The 17,286-nt window shown below is 71.6% G+C and carries 16 protein-coding genes; 14 read left to right on the top strand and 2 right to left on the bottom strand.

Annotation, left to right across the window (positions count from 1 at the left end):
- Positions 1-282 precede the first annotated feature (282 nt).
- The 4 genes from AB0D53_RS29310 to AB0D53_RS29295 all read left to right on the top strand — a co-directional run bounded on the left by AB0D53_RS29310 (position 283) and on the right by AB0D53_RS29295 (position 4,592).
- Positions 283-1,206: a DMT family transporter gene (locus AB0D53_RS29310; RefSeq protein ID WP_362452098.1), complete on the top strand. Its 924-nt coding sequence runs from the start codon at positions 283-285 to the stop codon at positions 1,204-1,206.
- Positions 1,207-1,319: 113 nt separating this feature from the next.
- Positions 1,320-2,537, top strand: coding sequence for a histidine kinase (locus AB0D53_RS29305; RefSeq protein WP_362451976.1), 1,218 nt, complete (start codon positions 1,320-1,322; stop codon positions 2,535-2,537).
- A gap of 69 nt (positions 2,538-2,606) precedes the next feature.
- Positions 2,607-3,332, top strand: coding sequence for a response regulator transcription factor (locus AB0D53_RS29300; RefSeq protein WP_362451975.1), 726 nt, complete (start codon positions 2,607-2,609; stop codon positions 3,330-3,332).
- A gap of 63 nt (positions 3,333-3,395) precedes the next feature.
- Positions 3,396-4,592: a cytochrome P450 gene (locus AB0D53_RS29295; RefSeq protein ID WP_362451974.1), complete on the top strand. Its 1,197-nt coding sequence runs from the start codon at positions 3,396-3,398 to the stop codon at positions 4,590-4,592.
- Positions 4,593-4,685: 93 nt separating this feature from the next.
- Here the strand turns inward: AB0D53_RS29295 and AB0D53_RS29290 are convergent, their stop codons facing one another.
- A complete protein-coding gene (locus AB0D53_RS29290; protein WP_362451973.1) occupies positions 4,686-5,708 on the bottom strand; it encodes a Gfo/Idh/MocA family oxidoreductase in 1,023 nt (340 codons plus the stop codon).
- Positions 5,709-5,846: 138 nt separating this feature from the next.
- Between AB0D53_RS29290 and AB0D53_RS29285 the strand changes: the two genes are divergently transcribed.
- The 6 genes from AB0D53_RS29285 (at position 5,847) to AB0D53_RS29260 (ending at position 11,592) form a co-directional block, all read left to right on the top strand.
- The gene (locus tag AB0D53_RS29285; protein ID WP_362451972.1) at positions 5,847-6,605 is read left to right on the top strand and encodes a GntR family transcriptional regulator; all 759 of its coding nucleotides are present in this window, start codon (positions 5,847-5,849) and stop codon (positions 6,603-6,605) included.
- A gap of 196 nt (positions 6,606-6,801) precedes the next feature.
- On the top strand, positions 6,802-7,785 hold the full coding sequence (locus AB0D53_RS29280; RefSeq protein WP_362451971.1) for a sugar ABC transporter substrate-binding protein: 984 nt from the start codon (positions 6,802-6,804) through the stop codon (positions 7,783-7,785).
- A complete protein-coding gene (locus AB0D53_RS29275; RefSeq protein WP_362451970.1) occupies positions 7,782-8,834 on the top strand; it encodes an ABC transporter permease in 1,053 nt (350 codons plus the stop codon). Before AB0D53_RS29280 ends, AB0D53_RS29275 begins: the two co-directional genes overlap by 4 nt.
- Positions 8,831-9,691, top strand: a complete 861-nt coding sequence (locus AB0D53_RS29270; protein ID WP_362451969.1) for an ATP-binding cassette domain-containing protein — start codon at positions 8,831-8,833, stop codon at positions 9,689-9,691. Before AB0D53_RS29275 ends, AB0D53_RS29270 begins: the two co-directional genes overlap by 4 nt.
- 133 nt (positions 9,692-9,824) lie before the next feature.
- Positions 9,825-10,988, top strand: coding sequence for an ROK family glucokinase (locus AB0D53_RS29265; RefSeq protein WP_093898348.1), 1,164 nt, complete (start codon positions 9,825-9,827; stop codon positions 10,986-10,988).
- A gap of 13 nt (positions 10,989-11,001) precedes the next feature.
- Positions 11,002-11,592, top strand: coding sequence for a hypothetical protein (locus AB0D53_RS29260; protein WP_362451967.1), 591 nt, complete (start codon positions 11,002-11,004; stop codon positions 11,590-11,592).
- A gap of 57 nt (positions 11,593-11,649) precedes the next feature.
- On the opposite strand, the gene AB0D53_RS29255 is transcribed toward AB0D53_RS29260, so the two are convergent.
- The gene (locus tag AB0D53_RS29255; RefSeq protein WP_362451966.1) at positions 11,650-12,597 is read right to left on the bottom strand and encodes a methionyl-tRNA formyltransferase; all 948 of its coding nucleotides are present in this window, start codon (positions 12,595-12,597) and stop codon (positions 11,650-11,652) included.
- A 245-nt stretch (positions 12,598-12,842) separates the two neighbouring features.
- Between AB0D53_RS29255 and AB0D53_RS29250 the strand changes: the two genes are divergently transcribed.
- The 4 genes from AB0D53_RS29250 to AB0D53_RS29235 are packed head-to-tail and all read left to right on the top strand — an operon-like array spanning position 12,843 to position 17,211.
- Positions 12,843-14,195 carry a lysine N(6)-hydroxylase/L-ornithine N(5)-oxygenase family protein gene (locus AB0D53_RS29250; protein WP_362451964.1) on the top strand — a complete coding sequence of 451 codons (1,353 nt, stop codon included), beginning with the start codon at positions 12,843-12,845 and terminating at the stop codon, positions 14,193-14,195.
- Between the two features lie 11 nt (positions 14,196-14,206).
- Positions 14,207-15,265 (top strand): iron ABC transporter permease, encoded by a 1,059-nt coding sequence (locus AB0D53_RS29245; protein WP_362451963.1) that lies wholly within the window; start codon positions 14,207-14,209, stop codon positions 15,263-15,265.
- Entirely contained in the window at positions 15,262-16,323 is a 1,062-nt protein-coding gene (locus AB0D53_RS29240; protein ID WP_362451962.1) for an iron ABC transporter permease, read from the top strand. The genes AB0D53_RS29245 and AB0D53_RS29240 overlap by 4 nt, the downstream gene beginning before the upstream one ends.
- A gap of 39 nt (positions 16,324-16,362) precedes the next feature.
- Positions 16,363-17,211 carry an ABC transporter ATP-binding protein gene (locus AB0D53_RS29235; protein WP_362451961.1) on the top strand — a complete coding sequence of 283 codons (849 nt, stop codon included), beginning with the start codon at positions 16,363-16,365 and terminating at the stop codon, positions 17,209-17,211.
- Positions 17,212-17,286 lie beyond the last annotated feature (75 nt).

Raw genomic sequence — 17,286 nt, 5'->3', positions numbered from 1 at the left:
CGAGTACCACCACCTCGTGCACCCGGTGGTGCAGGACCGGGGCGGCGGCCCCCTCCCGGAGGGCGGGCCGCCGACCGCCTTCGGGCGGACCGGGGCGCGGGGACCCCGAGCAGGGTGTCGATCCACACCTGCCGGCCCGCGGGCCCGGCGCGGTCCGGGGGCTTCCTCCTCGACGAATGAGAGGGCTGTTCCGGACGGGGCGACGCCGGTACGGTGATCATTCACCGTGCGAGCCGTCGAGGTCTCCACATCGTCCTTGTGGAGAACCAGGAGAACCGCCAGGTGTCCTCGATCGCCGCGCCCGCCCTCGCCCCGCCCCGCCGCGCCTGGCTCACCGATCTGCCCGTGCTGCTCGTCGCGGTCGTGTGGGGTTCGAGCTATCTGGCGGCCAAGGGCATCACCACCGCCCAGACCGTCCTCGCCGTCCTCGTGCTGCGGTTCGCCGTCGTGCTGCCCGTGCTGGTGGTGGTCGGCCGGCGCAGGCTGCGGGCGCTCGGTGCGGCGCAGTGGCGGGGCGCCGGACTGCTGGGGCTCGTCCTCGGCGCGATCTTCCTCGTGGAGACCTACGGCGTCGTGCACACCTCGGCGACCAACGCCGGGCTCATCATCAGCCTCACCATGATCTTCACCCCGCTCGCCGAGGCCGCCGTGACCCGCGTCCGGCCGCCCAGGGCCTTCCTCGCCGCCGCTGGGCTCTCCGTCGCCGGTGTGGTGCTGCTGACCCAGGGCGGCGGATTCACCACCCCGTCCGTCGGCGACCTGTTGATGCTGGTGGCCGCCCTCGCCCGTACCGTCCATGTGCTGCTGATGGCCCGCATCGAGTCGGTGCGGGGGGCCGACTCGCTGTCGCTGACCACGGTCCAGCTCGGCGGCTCGGTCGCCGTCTTCGCCGTGCTCGCGGCCCTGCCCGGCACGGGGGAGGCGCCGTGGACCGTGGCCGCGGGATTCGGCGTCCGGGAGTGGGGCGGACTGCTCTTCCTCTCCGTCTTCTGCACGCTCTTCGCCTTCTTCGTGCAGATGTGGTCGGTACGCCGCACCTCGGCGTCCCGGGTCAGCCTGCTGCTCGGCACGGAGCCGCTGTGGGCCGCCGCCGCGGGCATCGCGATCGGCGGCGAACGGCTCGGCGTGCTCGGCGCGGCCGGTGCGGTGCTCGTCCTGGCCGGTACCGCCTGGGGCCGCCGCGCGGTGACTGAGGCCGCCCCCTGAGCCGGCGGCGGGCCCCGGCCCCGCCCGTCCGAAAGTCTCGTGTTCCGAGACTTTGGTCGCCGGACGCGTCCGGGCGGCCTGGGTCATCCGCCCGCCCTGGGTAGTTTTGTGGCATGACGCGTACGGAGTACCGCTGGCTGCTGCCCTCGGCGATGGCCGACCCCGAGCTGCCCGGCGACCGGCGCGGCCGCTCCCGGCGCACCGTGCGGGACTGGGCCGTCGACCTCACCGCCTTCCTCTGCGCGGCCCTGATCGGCATGCTCACGGCGGCCGCGATCGAGGCCGACCCCACCACCCCCGACGGTGTCCTGGTCGCCGATGTCGTGATTGGCGCGGTGGCCTGCTGCGCCCTGTGGGTGCGGCGGCGGTGGCCGGTGGGCGTCGCGGTGAGCCTGGTCCTGGTCGCCGCGGTCGAGCCGGTCTCGGCGGGGGCCATGCTCGTCGCACTGTTCGGCGTGGCGGTGCACCGCCCCTTCCGGCCCGTGGCGGTCATCGGGGCGCTCGCCCTGGTCCTCGCCCCCGTACAGCCGTATCTGCGCCCCGATCCGGACACCTCGTTCACCGGGGCCACGGTCGTCGGAGTGCTGCTGCCCCTGCTGGTGATCAGCTGGGGGATGGTCGTACGGTCCAGGCGCCAGCTCGTCGTCACCCTGCGCGAGCGGGCCCGCCGGGCCGAGACCGAGGCGGAGCTCCGCGCCGAACAGGCGCAGCGGCTCGCCCGCGAGGCCATCGCCCGTGAGATGCACGACGTCCTCGCCCACCGGCTGACCCTGCTCAGCGTCCACGCCGGCGCCCTCGAATTCCGCCCCGACGCACCCACCGCCGAGGTGGCCCGCGCGGCCGGGGTCATCCGGGACAGCGCGCACGAGGCGCTCCAGGACCTCCGCGAGATCATCGGAGTCCTGCGCAGCCCCGGCGAGAGCGACGGCGACCGGCCGCAGCCCACCCTCGCCACCCTGGAGTCGCTGATCTCCGAGTCCCGGACGGCCGGCATGAAGGTCGTCCTCGACAACCGCGTCGTCGTTCCCGCCGCGGTCCCCGCCGCCACCGGCCGCACCGTCTACCGGATCGCCCAGGAGGGCCTGACCAACGCCCGCAAGCACGCACCCGGCGCCGAGGTCACCGTCACGGTCACCGGCGCCCGGGGCGAGGGGCTCACCGTCGAGGTGTGCAATCCGGCGCCCACCGAACCCTTCGAGCAGGTCCCCGGTTCCGGCCAGGGGCTCATCGGCCTCACGGAACGCGCCACCCTGGCCGGGGGCAGCCTCGACCACGGCCCTCGGCCGGACGGCGGCTTCCGCGTCCGGGCCTCGCTGCCGTGGCCGGCCTGACCCCGGCACCGGCCCCCGGAACGACGATCCCGGCGCGTGCGGCGTCCGGGGCTGGCTACGGTTGTCGTCATGACCGCCCCCACCCCGATGGACCCCGCGGCCCGGCCCGTCCGGCTGCTCGTCGTCGATGACGACCCGCTCGTACGGGCCGGCCTGGCCCTGATGCTCGGCGGCGCCGACGACATCGACATCGTGGGGGAGGGGGCGGACGGCACGGAGGTCGCGGGGCTCGTCGACCGGCTGCGCCCCGACGTGGTGCTGATGGACATCCGGATGCCGGGCATGGACGGGCTGACCGCGACCGAGTCCCTGCGCGCCCGCCCCGACGCCCCGGAGGTCGTCGTCCTGACGACGTTCCACGCCGACGAACAGGTGCTGCGGGCCATCCGTGCCGGGGCGGCCGGATTCGTACTGAAGGACACCCCGCCCGCGCAGATCGTCGACTCGGTCCGACGGGTCGCGGCCGGCGATCCGGTGCTCTCGCCGGCGGTGACACGTCAGCTGATGGCCCGCGCGGCCGGGACCGGCCTCCGCGACGACCGGGCGGACCGCGCCGGCCGGGCGCGGCAGCGGATCGCCGCGCTCGCCGAGCGGGAACGCGAGGTCGCGGTCGCCGTCGCGCACGGCCGTTCCAACGCCGAGATCGCCGCGACGCTCTACCTCAGCGTGGCGACCGTGAAGACGCAGGTCTCCCGGATCCTGGCCAAGTTCGGCTTCAACAACCGTGTCCAGATCGCGCTGTTGGTCCACGACGCGGGCCTGCTCGACGACGACGGCGCGGAGCCGGCGACATAGGCTGAACCGGCCGGGTCCGGAGCGACCGGGCCGAGCAGCAGCCAGACCGGGAGGGGCGATCCCATGTCCGACGCCAGTGGCCGTGCCGAGGTCGATGTCGATCTGACCGCGTTCGCGGACTTCACCGCGAACCCGTATCCGTACTACGAGAAGCTGCGCGCCGCGGGCCCGGTGCACACCGTGCGCACCGAGGAGTTCGAGCGGGTCTGGCTGGTGGTGGGATACGACGAGGCCCGCGCGACCCTCGCCGACCCGCGGTTCGCCAAGGACTGGCGTGGCCTGCCGGGCGCACCCGTCGAGAGCGACCCCATCTTCCTCAACATGCTGGAGCTGGACGCACCCCACCACACCCGGCTGCGCAAGCTCGTCGCCCGGGAGTTCACCGCCCGCCGGGTCGAGGCCCTGCGACCGCGCGTCCAGCAGATCACCGACGAGCTCCTGGACGCGATGGTGCCCGCCGGGCGCGCCGATCTCGTCGACGCGCTCGCCTTCCCGCTGCCGATGACCGTCATCTGCGAGCTGATCGGTGTCCCGGACCTGGACCGCGATGCCTTCCGCCGGCTGTCGCACGGCGTCATCACCCCCGCCTCGCCGGAGCAGGAGTTCGAGGCGGTGCGCGCCATGAGCGAGTACCTCCGCGAACTCATCGAGGACAAGCGCCGCTCGCCCGGCGACGACCTGATGGGCGCTCTGGTCCGGACGCGCGACGAGGAGGGCGACGGTCTCTCGCCCGACGAACTGGTGGGCATGGCCTTCCTGCTGCTGGTCGCCGGACACGAGACCACGGTCAACCTGATCGCCAACGGGGTACGGGCGCTGCTCGACCACCCCGGCCAGCTGGCGGCCCTGCGGGACGACCCGGAACTGATCGGCGGCGCGGTCGAGGAGATGCTGCGCTACGACGGCCCGGTGGAGAACGCCACGTTCCGCTATCCCCGGGAGCAGGTCGAGATCGGGCAGCGGGTCATTCCGGCGGGTGCCCCGGTCCTGGTGTCCCTGGCCGGCGCCGACCGGGACCGCGGCCGCTACCCGGAACCGGACACCTTCGACATCCGCCGCGACGCCCAGGGGCACCTGGCCTTCGGCCACGGCGTCCACTTCTGCGTGGGCGCGCCGCTGGCCCGCATGGAGGGACGGATCGCGATCCGTACCCTGCTGGAGCGGTGCCCCTCCCTCACGCCGGACGCGGCGGCCGGGGAGCTGGACTGGATTCCCGGGATGCTGATGCGGGGGGTGCGCGGGCTGCCCGTCCGCTGGTGAGCCGACGGGCTCCGCCACGACCGGACGCGACCTGCGGACGGCGCCGTCCTCCCGAACCGGACGCCCTGAACCGGACGCCCGGCCCGTCGCCGGTCAGGCGGCGGGCTGCGCCGCGCCCTCGGCGATCTCCGCGACCGCGACGGGGCGGCGCTCCCGGCGGGAGACCTCGCACGCCTCCGCGACCAGCAGCGCGAACCACGCCTCCCGGCCGTCGCACGGATTGGGCAGCTCGCCCCGCACCACCCGTACGAACGCGTCCAGTTCGGCCTCGTACGCCGGGGCGAACCGCTCCAGGAAGCCGGGCCAGGGGCTGGCAGGGGCCGGCGGGCCCTGGGGCTCGGCCGAGGTGACCGGTGTGCGGCCGTCCAGGCCGACCGTGATCTGGTCCAGCTCGCCCGCGAGCTCCATCCGTACGTCGTAACCGGCACCGTTGCAGCGGGTGGCCGCCGCGGTGGCCAGGGTGCCGTCGTCGAGGGTCAGCAGGACCGCCGCCGTGTCGACGTCGCCCGCCGCCCGGAACATCCCGGGCCCGGCGTCCGACCCGGCGGCGTACACCTCCGTCACCTCGCGGCCCGTCACCCATCGCAGCATGTCGAAGTCATGGACCAGGCAGTCCCGGTACAGCCCCCCGGAGAGCGGGAGGTACGCGGCGGGCGGCGGGGCGGGGTCCATCGTCACCGCCCGCACGGTGTGCAGCCTGCCCAGCGCACCCGCCCGCACGGCGGCACGGGCCGCCCGGTAGCCCGCGTCGAACCGGCGCATGAAGCCCAGCTGGAGCACGCTCCCGGCCCGGTCGACCTCGCGCAGCGCGCCCAGGGTCCCCGGCAGGTCCAGGGCGATCGGCTTCTCGCAGAACGCCGGGACACCCGCCCGCGCCGCCCGGGCGATCAGCTCCGCGTGCGCCGAGGTGGCCGAGGCGATCACCACCGCGTCAACCCCCGCGCCGAACACCTCGGCGATGCCCGGCACGGCCGTCGCGCCGGTGCGGTGGGCCACCTCGGCGGCCCGCGCCGCGTCGGTGTCCGTCACCACCAGGGTGTCCACCTCGGGATGGCGGGCCAGCACGCCCGCGTGGAAGGAACCGATCCGGCCGGTGCCGATGAGTCCGATACGCATGGACCCCAACGTGCCGCCCGGCGCCTGCGCTGTCAACCATATGTCCGGACAATGTGTGGCTTGTTCATTGGTCCTGCTGTCCGGACAACAGGACGACCGGACTACCGGAGGTTCTGACGCGAGGGTTACCCTCCACGCGTGTCCAAACCCACCACCGACCCCGCCGCACTTGAACTCGGCGTGGACCGCACCAGCCCGATCCCGCTGTACTTCCAGCTGGCCCAGCAGCTGGAAGCGGCTGTCGAGGAGGGCCGGCTCGCCCCCGGCAGCCTCCTCGGCAACGAGATCGAGCTCGCGGCCCGGCTCGGACTGTCCCGGCCCACGGTCCGCCAGGCCATCCAGTCGCTGGTCGACAAGGGGCTGATGGTCCGCCGCCGCGGCGTCGGCACCCAGGTCGTGCACAGCACGGTCCGGCGCCCGCTCGAACTGAGCAGCCTCTACGACGACCTGGAGGCCGCGGGCGGGCACCCCACGACCCGCGTCCTGCGCAACACCGTCGAGCCCGCCGGCCCGGAGGTGGCCGAAGCCCTGGCGGTCGCCGAAGGCACCGGCGTACATCTCGTCGAGCGGCTGCGGTACGCCCACGGCGAGCCGCTGGCCCTGCTGCGCAACCACCTGCCGCCCGGGATCCTCGATCTGGACACCGCACGGCTGGAGGCCACCGGCCTGTACCGGCTGCTGCGCGGCGCCGGGATCACCCTGCACAGCGCCCGCCAGACCGTCGGGGCCCGGCTCGCCACCGCCGACGAGGCGGCCGGGCTCGCCGAGACGGAGGGTGCCGCCCTGCTGACGATGGAGCGCACCACCTTCGACGACACCGGACGGGCCGTCGAGTTCGGCTCCCACGTCTACCGGGCCTCGCGCTACAGCTTCGACTTCCAGCTGCTCGTACGGTGACGACGCCCGCACGGCCCCGTCGGCGTCCTGTACGCCGGTACGCGGACACACGCGTCCCGCCCCTGCCGGGCGGCGCCGCCGACGACTCGGGGATACTTGGCCAGCCGGGCCGGGTGTGCACCGTCGCCGGCCACTCCAAGCAGCAGCACAAGAAGGGCACGGCGTCGTGGCAAGGGTTCGGACAGGGGTACGTGCGATGGGCGCCGTGCTTGCGGCGGTGCTCGGGGTCTCCCTCGTGGGATGCAGCAGCACCGGTGGCAAGCGGGCGGAGGAACGCGCGGCCCGGGCCGCGGCCGAGGGCCGGGCCGCGGTGGACACGCCCCGCTGGACCTTCGCCATGGTCACCCACTCGGGCGACGGGGACACCTTCTGGGACATCGTCCAGCGAGGTGCCGAGCAGGCTGCCGTCAAGGACAACATCAAGTTCCTGTACTCGCACAACGACGAGGCGCAGCAGCAGGCCCAGCTCGTGCAGGCCGCCATCGACCAGAAGGTCGACGGGCTGATCGTCACCCTCGCCAAGCCCGACGCCATGAAGGACGTCGTGACCAAGGCCGTCAAGGCCGGAATCCCGGTGATCACGGTGAACTCGGGCTCCGCGGAGTCCAAGCGGTTCGGCGCGCTGACCCACATCGGCCAGGACGAGTCCATCGCGGGCGAGGCGGTCGGCGAGGAGCTCAACGCGCGGGGCCGCAAGAAGGCGCTCTGCATCCTGCACGAACAGGGCAATGTCGGCCACGAGCAGCGCTGCGCCGGAGCGAAGAAGACCTTCCACGGACAGCTGCAGAACCTGTACGTCGAGGGCACCAACATGCCCGACGTCCAGGCGTCCATCGAGGCCAAGCTCCAGGCCGACAGGAACATCGACGCGGTCGTCACCCTCGGCGCCCCGTTCGCGGACGCCGCCGTCAAGGCGAAGAAGACCGCGGGCAGCGAGGCCGAGATCGACACCTTCGACCTGAACGCCAAGGTCGCCACGGCCCTGACGGACAAGACCCTCGGCTTCGCGGTCGACCAGCAGCCCTACCTCCAGGGGTACGAGGCGGTGGACCTGCTCTGGCTGTACCGCTACAACGGCAATGTGCTCGGTGGCGGCCGCCCGGTCCTCACCGGACCGCAGATCATCACCTCGAAGGACGCCGCCGAACTCGCCCAGTACACGAAGCGGGGGACCCGATGAGCACGGTCGCCGGACCGTCCGCCCCGGCCGGGGCGGACGAGCGGCTGATGCGCACCTCACCGCTGCGCAGGCTGCTCGGCCGCCCCGAACTCGGCTCGGTGGTCGGTGCCGCGGCCGTCTTCATCTTCTTCTCGATCGTCGCCGACAGCTTCCTGCGCGCCTCCAGCCTCGGCACGGTGCTGTACGCGGCCTCGACGATCGGGATCATGGCCGCACCGGTGGCGCTGCTGATGATCGGCGGCGAGTTCGACCTCTCCGCCGGTGTGCTGGTGACCAGCTCCGCGCTGATCTCGTCGATGTTCAGCTATCAGATGACGGCCAACGTCTGGGTCGGCGTCTTCGTGTCACTGCTGGTCACCCTGGCCGTCGGGGCGTTCAACGGCTTCATGCTGACCCGCACCAAACTGCCGAGCTTCATCATCACGCTCGGTACGTTCCTGATGCTGACCGGCCTCAATCTGGGCTTCACCAAGCTGATCAGCGGAACCGTGTCCACCAAGTCCATCGGGGACATGGAGGGCTTCGACTCGGCCCGCAAGGTCTTCGCCTCCCAGTGGACCGTCGGCGGCGTCGAGTTCAAGGTCACCATCCTGTGGTGGGCCGTACTCGTTGCGATCGCCACCTGGATCCTGCTCCGCACCCGCTTCGGCAACTGGATCTTCGCCGTGGGCGGCGAGGCCGACGCGGCCCGCGCGGTCGGCGTCCCCGTGATCCGCACCAAGATCGGGCTCTACCTCGGGGTCGCCTTCGCCGCCTGGGTCTCCGGCCAGCACCTGCTGTTCTCGTTCGACGTGGTGCAGTCCGGCGAGGGCGTCGGCAACGAACTGATCTACATCATCGCGGCCGTCATCGGCGGCTGTCTGATCACCGGCGGCTACGGCTCCGCGATCGGCTCCGCGGTCGGTGCCTTCATCTTCGGCATGACCAGCAAGGGCATCGTGTACGCGGAGTGGAACCCGGACTGGTTCAAGTTCTTCCTCGGAGCCATGCTGCTCCTGGCCACCCTGCTCAACGCATGGGTACGCAAGCGCGCGGAGGCGACGAAATGACGGCCCCCAAGGCACCGGCCGGCCAGGAGGCGCCCCACCGGGCACTCGTCGAGCTGGACCACGTCAGCAAGTACTACGGCAACATCAAGGCCCTGACGGACGTCTCGCTGGAGGTGCACGCGGGCGAGATCTCCTGCGTGCTCGGCGACAACGGCGCCGGCAAGTCCACCCTGATCAAGATCATCGCGGGGCTGCACCGGCACGACGCCGGGACCTTCCTCATCGACGGCGAGGAGACCACCCTCGTCAATCCGCGCGACGCCCTGGACCGCGGCATCGCCACGGTCTACCAGGACCTGGCCGTCGTCCCCCTGATGCCGGTCTGGCGCAACTTCTTCCTCGGCTCCGAGCCGACCACCGGCTCCGGCCCCTTCAAGCGCCTCGACGTACAGCTGATGCGCGAGACCACCCGCTCCGAGCTGCTGCGCATGGGCATCGACCTGCGCGACGTCGACCAGCCGATCGGCACCCTCTCCGGCGGCGAGCGCCAGTGCGTCGCCATCGCCCGGGCCGTCTACTTCGGGGCCAAGGTCCTCGTCCTGGACGAGCCCACCGCCGCGCTCGGCGTCAAGCAGTCCGGGGTCGTGCTGAAGTACGTCGCGGCCGCCCGCGACGCGGGTCTCGGCGTGGTCCTCATCACGCACAACCCGCACCACGCGTATCTGGTCGGTGACCGTTTCGTGCTGCTGAAGCGCGGCGCGATGTCCGGCAGCCACACCAGGGCGAGCGTCACGCTGGACGAGCTGACCCGCCAGATGGCGGGCGGCAGCGAGCTGGAGGAGCTCAGCCACGAGCTGGAACGAGCCCCCGCACCGACCCGTCTCGGCGGCCACCCGGCCCCCGGCAGTCCCGAGTAGCCACCGGCCGGCAGCCACCCCGTACCCACCGGTCCGCCAGCCCCGGTGCCCGGGCAGTGGCAGAATCGAGGCCGACGGGCGCAGTCCGCCGCCGGGAGCACCGCCCCCGGCTCCCCCAGACCCCGCAGGGACGATGAGCACGTACCGCGACTTCACACACCGCGGCTCCGCCCGCGCCACCGTCCTGCGGACCGTGGGCACCCGGGAGCGGCGCTCGCACCTCACGGCGCCGCGGGTACCCACCGTCGGCATCGACATCGGCGGTACGAAGGTGATGGCGGGCGTCGTCGACGCGGACGGCAACATCCTGGAGCAGCTGCGCACCGAGACGCCGGACAAGTCCAAGAGCCCCAAGGTCGTCGAGGACACCATCGTCGAGCTGGTCCTGGACCTCTCCGACCGGCACGATGTGCACGCCGTCGGGATCGGCGCGGCCGGCTGGGTCGACGCGGACCGCTCCAAGGTGCTCTTCGCCCCGCACCTCGCCTGGCGCGACGAACCCCTGCGCGACGCCCTCGCCTCCCGCCTCGTCGTCCCCGTCATGGTCGACAACGACGCCAACACCGCCGCCTGGGCCGAGTGGCGCTTCGGGGCCGGCCGCGGCGAGGACCATCTCGTCATGATCACGCTCGGCACCGGCATCGGCGGCGCGATCCTGGAGGACGGCCAGGTCAAGCGCGGCAAGTACGGCGTCGCCGGTGAGTTCGGCCACATGCAGGTGGTGCCCGGCGGCCACCGCTGCCCGTGCGGGAACCGCGGCTGCTGGGAGCAGTACAGCTCCGGCAACGCGCTCGTCCGGGAGGCCAAGGAGCTGGCCGCCGCGGACTCCCCGGTGGCCCACGGAATCATCGAGCGGGTCAAGGGCAACATCCCCGACATCACCGGGCCGCTCATCACCGAACTGGCCCGCGAGGGCGACGCGATGTGCGTCGAGCTCCTCCAGGACATCGGCCAGTGGCTCGGCGTGGGCATCGCCAACCTGGCCGCCGCGCTCGACCCCTCCTGCTTCGTCATCGGGGGCGGTGTCAGCGCCGCCGACGACCTGCTCATCGGCCCCGCCAGGGACGCCTTCAAACGCCATCTCACCGGCCGCGGCTACCGGCCCGAGGCCCGGATCGCCAAGGCACAGCTCGGCCCGGAGGCGGGTATGGTCGGCGCCGCGGACCTGGCCCGGCTGGTGGCCCGCAGATTCCGCCGTACCAACCGCCGCCGCGTCGAGCGGTACGAGCGGTACGCCCAGATCTACGACCAGGCCGCGAGCACCATCCGTAATACGCGCAGCACCCGCACCTCCTAGGGATCCCAGACACATGACCGCCGCCGAGCACCCCGTCCTGCCGCGTCAGTCCTCGCCGCCCGACGACGGCCGGCCGCCGCAGGACCGGCGCCGGATGATCCGCCGCCGGCTGATCACGGCGACCATCATCGTGCTGCTCATCGGCATCCCGGCCGGCTATCTGCTGATCTCCGCCGGACAGAGCCGCCGCGCCGGTCAGAACAAGGAGGCCGAGGCCTCCGCGCAGGGGCTCCGGGAGGGCTGGCCGTCCCGGATGCAGCGCCGGATCTTCGAGCTGCCGATGCCCGGCAACTCCCTGGACGTGCAGTACTACGAGACCAACAACTGGAAGGCCAGCCGGCTGTACGTGGAGTTCCGCACCACCTCCGCCGGGCTGGACCGCTTCCTCGGCCGGATGGGCAGCGGGCGCTCCGACCTGGAGACCGGCAAGGTGACCATCGGCGACCGCGACCAGAAGATCTCGGGCTGGACCTTCGGCCCCGGGGTCGAATGGGCGGGTGCCCGGCACACCAACAAGAACCCCAGGCCCACCCAGGACATCATGGTGAACATGACCGATCCGATGAACCCCGTCGTCTACGTCGTGTCCGCCGCGACCCCCTGACCCGACCGGTCCCGGCAGGGTCAGGGGGTCGCCCGGGACCACGGGGCCGACGGTGCGTCAGGGGCGGCCGGTCAGATAGCCGCCCATGGAGGTGAAGTACTCCGTCGCGGGCATCTCCCGGCCGTCCTCGGTGCGTACGCGCGTGACGGCCAGGCCGTGGTTGCGGCCGGTGCGGGCGTCGGCTCCGGCGACGATCACCACGCCTTCGCCCTCGCGGTAGAAGATGCGGCCGGGCGTGCCGCCGTAGCGGTTCTGGGACACCACCGCGGCGAGGACCTCCAGGCGCCTGCCCCTGTGGTACGTGAAGGCGCTGGGGTACGGCTCGGACTGGGCGCGGACCAGACGTTCGAGGTCCTGGGCCGGCCAGTTCCAGTCGATGCGGATGTCCTCGGCGGACCGCTTGTGGAAGAAGCTCGCCAGGGAGCGGTCCTGCTCGGTGAACTCCGTCTGCCCGCCGGCGATCAGGTCGAGTGCGCCGATGGTGACCGGGGCGATGAGGCCGACGGTCTTGTGGAAGAGGTCGGTGGCGGTGTCCGCCGGACCGACCGGGACCGCCTCCTGACGGACGATGTCGCCGGCGTCGAGCTCGTCGTCCATCATGTGCGCGGTGACGCCCACTTCGGACTCGCCGTTGATCAGGGCCCAGATGAGCGGGGAGAAGCCGGCGTACTTCGGCAGCAGTGAATCGTGCACGTTCAGTGTGCCGTGGCGCGGGAGGCCGAAGATCCGCGGCGGGATCCACGTCCGCCAGTTGTTGGCCACGATGATGTCCGGGTCGGCCGCCTTGAGGCGCTCGAACAGCTCTTCGTCGTCGGGGCGGTTGCGGATCAGCACCGGGACGCCGTGCTCCTCGGCGAGATCGGCGACGGAGTCGCTCCAGATCTTCTCGTACGCGTGCTCGCTCTTGGGGTGCGTCACGACCAGAACCACCTGGTGCTCGGAGTCCAGGAGGGCTTGCAGGGTGCGGTGGCCCCAGGTCTGGTAACCGAACATGACGACCCGCATGGGGTTCCTCCTCAGGGCAGGGATAGACCGGCAGCAAGTAAAGCAAGGCTTACCTTAGTTTGCAACAGGGGGATTTCGGGCCTCGATTGACGGTCCGTCAGTGCTTCGGTGCCGGATTGCCCTATCGACAACCCCGCATGATTAGCTTAGGCTCACCTAAGTTTGGTGGGCGGCTCCGTCGGCGTGCCCGCCTCTCGTACCTTCCCTACGCCTGACAGGCGACTTTCCCGCACGATGGGAGTGACATGTCACAGGTTCTTCCTGGCGACGCACCACTGGTCCACGACCTGATCGGGATCGGCTTCGGCCCCTCCAATGTGGCCATGGCGATCGCGCTGAGCGAGCACAACTCAGGCGTCGGCAGGCAGGAGCCGGTCACCGCTCACTTCTTCGAGCAGCAGCCCGGATTCGGCTGGCACCGCGGCATGCTGATCGACGACGCGACCATGCAGGTCTCCTTCCTCAAGGACCTGGTGACGCTCCGGAACCCGGCCAGCGAGTTCAGCTTCCTCTGCTATCTGCAGAGCAGGGGCCGGCTGATCGACTTCATCAACCACAAGAACCTCTTCCCGCTGCGGGTGGAGTTCCACGACTACTTCGAGTGGGCCGCGGCCAAGGTCGACGACATGGTCTCCTACGGCCACGAGGTCGTCTCCGTCACGCCCTTCGTCCACGACGGTGTTGTGGAGTACCTGGACGTGACCGTCCGCTCGGAGGAGGGGCTGGAGGTCCACCGGGCCCGCAACCTCGTCATCGGCACCGGGCTGCGCCCCCTCATGCCCGCGGGCGTCGAGCGCGGTGACCGCGTCTGGCACAACTCCGATCTGCTGCACAAGGTCGACGGGATCGAGGGCGCCTCGCCCCAGCGGTTCGTGGTCGTGGGCGCCGGACAGAGCGCCGCGGAGAACGTCGCGTACCTGCACCGCCGCTTCCCCGGGGCCGAGGTCTGCGCGGTCTTCTCCCGCTACGGCTACAGCCCCGCCGACGACAGCAGCTTCGCCAACCGGATCTTCGACCCCGGGGCGGTCGACGACTACTTCAGCGCGCCCGACAGCGTCAAGAGCCGGCTGATGGCCTACCACGGCAACACCAACTACTCCGTGGTGGACATCGACCTGATCGACGACCTGTACCGGCAGATGTACCAGGAGAAGGTCCTGGGCACCGAACGGCTGCGCTTCCTCAACGTGTCCCGGCTCAGTGGTGTGGCGGAGACGCCCGACGGCGTACGCGCCACCGTGAAGTCCCTGGTGACGGGTGAGGAGGCACAACTGGACGCCGATGTCGTGGTGTTCGCCACCGGTTACAGCCCCGCCGATCCCCTCGGCCTGCTCGGCGAGGTCGCCGACCGCTGCCTGCGCGACGACGAGGGCCGCGTCCGCGTCGAGCGCGACTACCGCGTGTCGACCGACCCCTCGCTGCGCTGCGGCATCTATCTCCAGGGCGGCACGGAGCACACGCACGGCATCACGACCTCCCTGCTGTCCAACACCGCGATACGGGTCGGCGAGATCCTGGACTCGCTGCTCGACCGGGGCGTCAAGTCCGCCTCCGACGCGGCCCGGCCGGTCGCCGACGGTACCGGGACAAAGGGATAACGACCGCCGCCATGCGCACGACTGCAGTTGAGCGTCCCGCCCCCGGGGGGACGACAGGGGCCCGCCGGAGGCGGCTTGTGGGTCTGCTCGCCCTCGTCGCGGTCCTCGTGGTCGCCGCCGCGGTGTCCCTGGCCGTCGGCGCCCGCGCGCTGAGTCCCGCCGAGGTCTGGCACGCACTGTTCGCGGCCCCCGAGTCCGACCGGCGGCTCACCGAGATCCGGCTCATCGTGCAGACCGTGCGGGTGCCCCGGACGGTGCTCGCGATCGTCGCGGGCATCGCCCTGGGGGTCGCCGGTTCACTGATCCAGGGCTACACCCGCAACCCGATAGCCGACGCGGGCCTGTTGGGGGTGAACGCCGGCGCCTCGTTCGCCGTGGTGTCGGTGATCGCCGTGTTCGGCCTCACCGACCCGTTCCAGTACGTCTGGTTCGCCTTCGTGGGAGCGGCGATCGCCGGCGTCGTCGTCTTCGGCCTCGCGAGCATCGGCCGGGGAGCGGGCAATCCACTGACGCTCGCTCTGGCCGGGCAGGGGATCACGGTGTTCCTCGCGGCGATGACCACGGCGGTCGCGCTCTCCGACCAGAAGTCGCTGAACGCGCTGCGGTTCTGGAACGCGGGTTCCGTGGCCGGTGCCGGATTCGACGTCATCGGGCCGGTGACCGTGTTCGTCGCGGCCGGTCTGCTGCTGGCGCTGATCACCCTGCCGGCCCTCAATCTGCTCAACCTGGGCGAGGACGTGGCGCGGGGGCTGGGCGTGAACATCGCGCTGAGCCGGACGATCGGCATCTGCGCCATCACCCTGCTGGCGGGCGCGGCCACGGCCGCCTGCGGCCCCATCGCCTTCCTCGGGCTGATGGTGGCCCACGTGGCCCGGTATCTGACCGGCCCGGACTACCGCTGGCTGGTGCCGTACGCGGGTCTGCTCGGCGCCGTCGTCCTGCTGGTCTGCGACATCGCGGGACGTCTGGTGGTGCGGCCGGGCGAGTTGGACGCGGGAGTCGTGGTCGCCCTTCTCGGCGCCCCGTTCTTCGCGATTCTGGTGTGGCGCGGAAAGTTCAGGAACGCATGAACGGGACAGATGTGAAGCCGTCGGTGGCGCCGGGCGCACGGTTCGGCCCCGTGTCGTTCGTATGGCGGCCCTGGCCCGTCCTGGTCACGCTGCTGCTGGCGGCGGCGGCCTTCCTGGTGTTCTGCCTCTCCATCGGTGTCGGGGACTTCCCCATCGGCCTGTCCCGGGTGATCGCCACGATCCTCGGCCGGGGCGAACAGGTCGACGAGTTCGTGGTCATGGACCTGCGGATGCCGCGCGCCCTGGCCGGCCTCGTCGTGGGGGCCGCGCTGGGGATGTCCGGGGCGATCACACAGTCCGTGGCCCGCAATCCGCTCGCCAGCCCGGACATCCTGGGCATCACCGGGGGAGCCAGTGCGGTCGCGGTCTCCCTGGTGACGGTGTCGGGCGGGACCGCCGCGGCGGTCGTCGGCTCGGTGGGTCTGCCCGCGGCGGCGCTCGCGGGCGGCCTCGGCACGGGGCTGCTGGTGTACTTCCTGGCCTGGCGGCGCGGGATCGACGGCTTCCGGCTCATCCTCATCGGCATCTCGGTGAGCGCCGTGATGGAGGCGATCACGACCTGGCTGCTGGTCCAGGCAGACATCAGGGACGTGGCCAGGGCCCAGGCGTGGCTGGTCGGTTCGCTGGCCGACCGGTCGTGGGACCAGGTCGAGGTGGCGTTCTGGTGCATGCTCGTGCTCCTCGTCGTCATGGCCGCCGCCGCGTTCCAGTTCAAGCCGATGCACCTCGGCGACGAGGTCGCCGCAGGTCTGGGCGTCCGGTACACGCGGGTGCGGGCGGTCCTGCTGCTGTGCGCGGTCCTGCTGGCCGCGGTGGCTGTCAGTGCGGCGGGCCCCGTTCCGTTCGTCGCCCTGGTGGCGCCGCAGGTGGCGATGCGGCTGGCGAGGTTCCCGACACCGCCGATGGTGGCCTCCGGCCTGGTGGGGGCGGTGCTGCTGATCGGCTCGGACCTGGTCGCGCGCACGGCGCTGCCGATCACTCTTCCGGTCGGCGTGGTCACCGCCGCGATCGGCGGCCCGTTCCTCGTCTATCTGCTGGTACGGGCGAACCTGAGGTAGACGGTGAATCAGCGAGGCGAATCCAGACAAGGGGGGCCTGTGGCCACTCAGTTCATCACCGAGGCGGAGACCGGGAGCGGGACCGGGGAGGTCCCGCGGCTGGCGGCCAGGGGCGTCACGGTCGGGTACGGCGGCCGGAAGGTCATCGACGGGCTCGACGTGACGATCCCGCCGGGGGTGATCACCACGATCATCGGCCCCAACGGCTGCGGCAAATCAACCCTGTTGCGCACCCTGACCCGGCTGCTCAAGCCGGACCACGGGACGGTCGTGCTGGACGGCGAGGACATCGGCCGGCTCAGGACCCGGGACGTGGCGAAGAAGCTCGGACTGCTGCCGCAGGCGCCGGTGGCGCCGGAGGGGCTGACCGTGGCCGACCTGGTCGCCAGGGGGCGCCATCCGCACCAGAGCTGGCTGCGGCAGTGGTCCTCGGACGACGTCGGGGTGGTGGAGCGCGCCCTGGCCATGACCGGGGTGTCCGAGCTGGCCGACCGTCCCGTCGACTCGCTCTCCGGCGGGCAGCGCCAACGCGTCTGGATCTCCATGACCCTGGCCCAGGGCACCGATCTGCTGCTGCTGGACGAGCCGACCACCTATCTGGACCTGGCGCACGCGATCGACGTACTCGATCTGGTGGACGATCTGCACGAGTCCGGGCGCACCGTGGTCATGGTGCTGCACGACCTCAATCTGGCCGCGCGCTACAGCGACAACCTCATTGTGATGCGGGCGGGATCCGTCCTGGCGCAGGGGCATCCGCGTGATGTGATCACTGCCGAGTTGCTGGACGAGGCGTTCGGGCTGCGCGCCACGGTGATCGACGATCCGGTGGGGGACCGGCCGCTCATCGTGCCGATCGGCCGTACGCACGTGCGCCTCGATCCGTAGGTTCTGCCAGGCACGGGAGCGGTCGAGGGCCCAACTCGTGGCCGACGGGGGAAGTTTGTCTGGTTAGGCTAGGCT

It is taken from the genome of Streptomyces sp. NPDC048295, assembly GCF_040652135.1.
Lineage (GTDB): Bacteria > Actinomycetota > Actinomycetes > Streptomycetales > Streptomycetaceae > Streptomyces.
Note: the sequence above shows the minus strand (reverse complement) of the source record. Positions and strands in the feature narration are given on the sequence as shown.

What these genes read in the sequence shown, in the direction of transcription:
- AB0D53_RS29265 (WP_093898348.1), top strand. Translation starts at nt 9,825, where the DNA reads ATGAGCACGTACCGCGACTTCACACACCGCGGCTCCGCCCGCGCCACC.
- AB0D53_RS29280 (WP_362451971.1), top strand. Translation starts at nt 6,802, where the DNA reads ATGGGCGCCGTGCTTGCGGCGGTGCTCGGGGTCTCCCTCGTGGGATGC.
- AB0D53_RS29295 (WP_362451974.1), top strand. Translation starts at nt 3,396, where the DNA reads ATGTCCGACGCCAGTGGCCGTGCCGAGGTCGATGTCGATCTGACCGCG.
- AB0D53_RS29245 (WP_362451963.1), top strand. Translation starts at nt 14,207, where the DNA reads ATGCGCACGACTGCAGTTGAGCGTCCCGCCCCCGGGGGGACGACAGGG.
- AB0D53_RS29275 (WP_362451970.1), top strand. Translation starts at nt 7,782, where the DNA reads ATGAGCACGGTCGCCGGACCGTCCGCCCCGGCCGGGGCGGACGAGCGG.
- AB0D53_RS29300 (WP_362451975.1), top strand. Translation starts at nt 2,607, where the DNA reads ATGACCGCCCCCACCCCGATGGACCCCGCGGCCCGGCCCGTCCGGCTG.
- AB0D53_RS29240 (WP_362451962.1), top strand. Translation starts at nt 15,262, where the DNA reads ATGAACGGGACAGATGTGAAGCCGTCGGTGGCGCCGGGCGCACGGTTC.
- AB0D53_RS29305 (WP_362451976.1), top strand. Translation starts at nt 1,320, where the DNA reads ATGACGCGTACGGAGTACCGCTGGCTGCTGCCCTCGGCGATGGCCGAC.
- AB0D53_RS29260 (WP_362451967.1), top strand. Translation starts at nt 11,002, where the DNA reads ATGACCGCCGCCGAGCACCCCGTCCTGCCGCGTCAGTCCTCGCCGCCC.
- AB0D53_RS29255 (WP_362451966.1), bottom strand. Translation starts at nt 12,597, where the DNA reads ATGCGGGTCGTCATGTTCGGTTACCAGACCTGGGGCCACCGCACCCTG.
- AB0D53_RS29250 (WP_362451964.1), top strand. Translation starts at nt 12,843, where the DNA reads ATGTCACAGGTTCTTCCTGGCGACGCACCACTGGTCCACGACCTGATC.
- AB0D53_RS29270 (WP_362451969.1), top strand. Translation starts at nt 8,831, where the DNA reads ATGACGGCCCCCAAGGCACCGGCCGGCCAGGAGGCGCCCCACCGGGCA.
- AB0D53_RS29290 (WP_362451973.1), bottom strand. Translation starts at nt 5,708, where the DNA reads ATGCGTATCGGACTCATCGGCACCGGCCGGATCGGTTCCTTCCACGCG.